General features: G+C 38.3%; 5 protein-coding genes. 2 read left to right on the top strand and 3 right to left on the bottom strand.

Going from position 1 to position 2,979, the window contains the following annotated elements; all coding sequences use genetic code 11:
• Positions 1–209: 209 nt before the first annotated feature.
• The 3 genes from msrA to A9239_RS12495 all read right to left on the bottom strand — a co-directional run bounded on the left by msrA (position 210) and on the right by A9239_RS12495 (position 1,881).
• Complete coding sequence (gene msrA, locus A9239_RS12505; protein WP_176722140.1) at positions 210–755, bottom strand: peptide-methionine (S)-S-oxide reductase MsrA; 546 nt, start codon at positions 753–755, stop codon at positions 210–212.
• A gap of 21 nt (positions 756–776) precedes the next feature.
• On the bottom strand, positions 777–1,361 hold the full coding sequence (locus A9239_RS12500; RefSeq protein ID WP_048118030.1) for a YbhB/YbcL family Raf kinase inhibitor-like protein: 585 nt from the start codon (positions 1,359–1,361) through the stop codon (positions 777–779).
• Between the two features lie 313 nt (positions 1,362–1,674).
• Complete coding sequence (locus A9239_RS12495) at positions 1,675–1,881, bottom strand: hypothetical protein (RefSeq protein ID WP_048118032.1); 207 nt, start codon at positions 1,879–1,881, stop codon at positions 1,675–1,677.
• Positions 1,882–2,075: 194 nt separating this feature from the next.
• Here A9239_RS12495 and A9239_RS20530 point away from each other — a divergent pair, with 194 nt between their 5' ends.
• Together A9239_RS20530 and A9239_RS12490 are read left to right on the top strand one after the other, a co-directional pair.
• Positions 2,076–2,252 (top strand): hypothetical protein, encoded by a 177-nt coding sequence (locus A9239_RS20530; RefSeq protein WP_230629188.1) that lies wholly within the window; start codon positions 2,076–2,078, stop codon positions 2,250–2,252.
• 50 nt (positions 2,253–2,302) lie between these two features.
• On the top strand, positions 2,303–2,800 hold the full coding sequence (locus A9239_RS12490; RefSeq protein ID WP_230629189.1) for a class I SAM-dependent methyltransferase: 498 nt from the start codon (positions 2,303–2,305) through the stop codon (positions 2,798–2,800).
• The last annotated feature ends 179 nt before the right edge of the window (positions 2,801–2,979 follow it).

The raw sequence follows: 2,979 nt of genomic DNA, 5'->3' as shown, positions 1-2,979 counted from the left end.
AAATAACATTGTCTCAAAAGTTAATGAGTTACTCTATGTATTTGGTAGAATGTTTATCAAATTATCTAACAAAACAAAAAGAGTTAGAAAAACAAAAAATATGCTATGAAGTAACAGGAACACAAGTTAAGCGCTATTCCGCTAAAAGGCTATTTTAAAGGTTATTTTTTTCGATTTAAATTGTTAAGTAGCATTTTTCTTTTTAGGGTTTATTTCTTCAAGCCTCGGAGTACATTCTGCAGAAAACCCTTTTTTTCAAAATACTGCTGATGATACTCTTCAGCCATATAAAACTCGGAAATCGGCACAATTTCAGTTACTATTGGATTTTTGAAAACCCCTGATTTTTCAAGCTTTTCTTTTGAAGCTAACGCCGCAATTTTTTGCTTTTCATCATGGTAAAAGATAACTGATCGGTATTGTTTTCCAACATCAGGACCCTGCCTGTCCTTTGTAGTGGGGTCATGGATTTTCCAGAAGACATCAAGTAAGGTTTCATAAGACACTACTTTAGGGTCAAAAATCACACGAACTGCTTCGGCATGCCCGGTATCAAGGGTGCAGACCTGTTCATAAGTAGGACGTTCAAAATGCCCACCACTGAAGCCAACCGCAGTTGCGACCACACCTTTAACTTGTCGGAAAGCCTCTTCAATGCCCCAGAAGCAACCTGCAGCAAAGGTTGCTTTTTCCAGGCCGCTTCCGGGATTTTCGAAAAAATTAGGATTTAATTCAGTTTTTTGATTTTCTTCCACTCTTTTCCCCCCATAAGAAAATCATTTTTTTCTGTATTTTCCCATCAACTCTCCTTCAGCAATAATATGTCCTATCATTTCATTTTCAAGGTCTTTTCTTCCCGCCCCTGCTTTAAGATCCAGATTCTTGTCCAGAGCATAGACCCGGAAGAAATACCTGTGAGTGCCTGAGGGTGGGCATGGCCCTCCATATCCAATTTCCTTGAAATCGTTTAAACCCTCGACCCCAGGTATACTGTCTTCTTCTATTTTCGCCACAGGCTCTATGTTCCAGACAATCCAGTGTGTAAATGTCTTAGTGGGAGCATCAGGATCGTCTACTATGAGTACTAAACTCTCAGCCTTTTCAGGAATGCCTTCGAATTCCAGAGGCGGATTTATATTTTGTCCATCACAGGTGTACTTTTCTGGGATACTACCATTAGATGTAAATGCACTGCTAGAAACTTTTATACTTTGAATGTTCATGCTTTCATCCCCTTTACCGGTTTCGGGAAACTCCTTATTTACAGGTGCCTGGGCTTTCTCATTTTGGACGCATCCGGAAATGAAAACCATTGCTGCAAACAAGAATATCAGAACAACTGCACCGGTCTTTCTGTTCATAGATGGCACCAGCTCCTGACAGCAGGAAAACTGCTCAACACTGAAATATTAAAGTTAAAGAGATATAACTTTAAGGCTTAAAGCTAAGGCTGGACTATAATTAATTTCAAAAGACTGGTTCCTGCAGTACAGTTCGAGACCTGGTTTGAAATGCATCCTCCTTCAGTACTCAAATTTCAAGCGAGAACTCTGGCAGGTAAGAGGTTGGCCCCTCCGCTAAACTCGTCATAAAGCCTTACATTACATCTCAGAAGAAAAGCCCTGCAAGCCCGTCCCGGGATCTGCGGACCAATGCCCTGAGAGAAAAGCAGGTTCAGTCTTCCACATCAAGGGATTGAATAATATCGTGGACTGTAAGTTCTCCTTTAGCTACGCGCTGGACAAGCGGATAGATATATGAGCAATCATCCATTGCAGCCCAGCGTGCTTCTCCTACCCGTCTTACAACTTCATCCAGTATTTCACCACATTTCTTGCAGTATCTTCCTTCACTCTCTGCTCCACAGCTTTCACATTTCATAACAATTCCCCTATAATCTATGGGAACGTAGAAAATAAATAAATTATGGTGATATATGAGCATATTTATATAGTCAGAATAAATCAGAGGCAAAAAAGGTAAATCGGAATTCGGACAAAATTTTACACATAAAATGGCGCATTATTTAAAGTGGCTACTATAGGTAAATCTCATTTGAAAGGATCTGCTAATTTATGAGAACAGACAGTATAAACCACTGGGACATTGTTGCTGAAAATTATAGTGAAGAAAACGATCGGGGAAGAAATTTTCATTCTCAGATATACCTGGCTGCCGTAAATGAATTATTAGGAAACGTAAAAGGAAAACGTGTTCTTGATGCAGGATGTGGTGACGGTTTTTTTCGTTAGAACTTGCACAAAAAGGAGCGTTAGTTATAGCTGTAGATAGTTCTGAAGCTATGTTAAATATAGCAAAACGCAAGCACGTCCATGATAATCTTCAATATTATAATATGGATTTGACCAGAATGTTAACTTTTGAAGATAAGTCATTTGACATTGTTGTGGCGAATATGTTGCTAATGGATATTCCTGAGATTGAATTACTTGTTTTTGAAGTAGCCAGGGTACTGAAAAAGCCTGGGACTTTTGTTTTCTCAATTACACATCCATGCTTCTTTTTAAGTGATTGGGAAGAAAACGAAAATAGCATAAAAACATATAAAAAAATAGGAAATTATTTAGAGGAAAGGGTAGAAGAATTAAATTTCTGGGGCAAGACACTGCATTATCATAGACCTTTATCAAGGTACATGGAAGCAGTTGAAAAAGCAGGAATGTACGTGAGTTCACTTAGAGAACCGGTTCCTCCAAGAGAATTAATAGAATTGTATCCGGAGCAAGAGTATCATTGTAGAATTCCCTCATTTGTAGTAATCAGGGCAAAGAAGGTTTAAGAAAACACTCTATCACTCGCATAATAACGTTTTCGGTGTAATGTCTTGGCACAACAAGACCTAATACTAGTGCATCGATTCTCAAATACATGCATAATAGGAAAAGAATTACAGCTTATGACGCAAATATTGACACAAATATTGACACAAATATTGACACAAATATAGACACAAATATT

Source organism: Methanosarcina sp. A14 (assembly GCF_001729375.1).
In the GTDB taxonomy this organism is placed as follows: Archaea; Halobacteriota; Methanosarcinia; order Methanosarcinales; family Methanosarcinaceae; genus Methanosarcina; species Methanosarcina barkeri.
The sequence above is the reverse complement of the archived record's forward strand: the minus strand, read 5'-3'. Positions and strand labels throughout refer to the sequence as shown.

Excerpts from the sequence above, each read along its gene's own strand:
- A9239_RS12490 (WP_230629189.1), top strand. The coding sequence starts at position 2,303 with ATGTTAAATATAGCAAAACGCAAGCACGTCCATGATAATCTTCAATAT.
- A9239_RS12495 (WP_048118032.1), bottom strand. The coding sequence starts at position 1,881 with ATGAAATGTGAAAGCTGTGGAGCAGAGAGTGAAGGAAGATACTGCAAG.
- A9239_RS20530 (WP_230629188.1), top strand. The coding sequence starts at position 2,076 with ATGAGAACAGACAGTATAAACCACTGGGACATTGTTGCTGAAAATTAT.
- A9239_RS12500 (WP_048118030.1), bottom strand. The coding sequence starts at position 1,361 with ATGAACAGAAAGACCGGTGCAGTTGTTCTGATATTCTTGTTTGCAGCA.